This window comes from Myroides sp. NP-2 (genome assembly GCF_014145665.1).
GTDB lineage: Bacteria > Bacteroidota > Bacteroidia > Flavobacteriales > Flavobacteriaceae > Flavobacterium.
On the sequence record NZ_JACHTD010000057.1, the window covers coordinates 1 to 518 of the forward strand.

Consider the following 518-nt stretch of genomic DNA (forward strand, 5'->3'; position numbering starts at 1 on the left):
GAATCTCTATTGGTACAGTTCATAACTGGACAACAGCTGGGAGATTAAAATCATACGGAGGAGGAAGAAGAGTTTACTACAAGTCTTCCGAAGTAGAAAATGCTCTTGTTGAATTAAAAAGATAATGCTATGAAAACAGTCATTATCCAAAAAGCTCTTTTAAGCTCTTTAAGAGAGCTTTTGATTCAGCACAACCAATTTACTCAAAAACAGTTAAAACTCGATTACGCAATATTCTTTGTAAGCCGAATCAATAGCTTACCAACTTATTACAGAAATAACGAGCAAGAATATAATAAGATACGGCTAAGTTCTCAAATAATGAAAGAGTATTCAAGCAATTACAAAACTTACATTGATTTTTTAGTTAAGGAAGAATTGATAGTATTGATTAAGGAGTATGGAGCAGATATAAAAGAATGCAGAACTTATAAAATAGCTGATAAGTATTCTTGTGATGAAGTTGTAAGTTATCCGATTACAGATAAAAAATTACTTGGTAAGTTTACAGATAAAAC

General features: G+C 30.9%; 2 protein-coding genes. Both read left to right on the top strand.

Annotated elements, in window-relative coordinates:
* The first annotated feature begins 8 nt into the window (after nucleotides 1-8).
* Nucleotides 9-125, top strand: a complete 117-nt coding sequence (locus tag H4K35_RS15955; RefSeq protein WP_368668700.1) for a hypothetical protein — start codon at nucleotides 9-11, stop codon at nucleotides 123-125.
* 4 nt (nucleotides 126-129) lie between these two features.
* Nucleotides 130-518: hypothetical protein (locus H4K35_RS15620; protein WP_182628817.1), on the top strand; the 389-nt coding region annotated here is incomplete at its 3' end.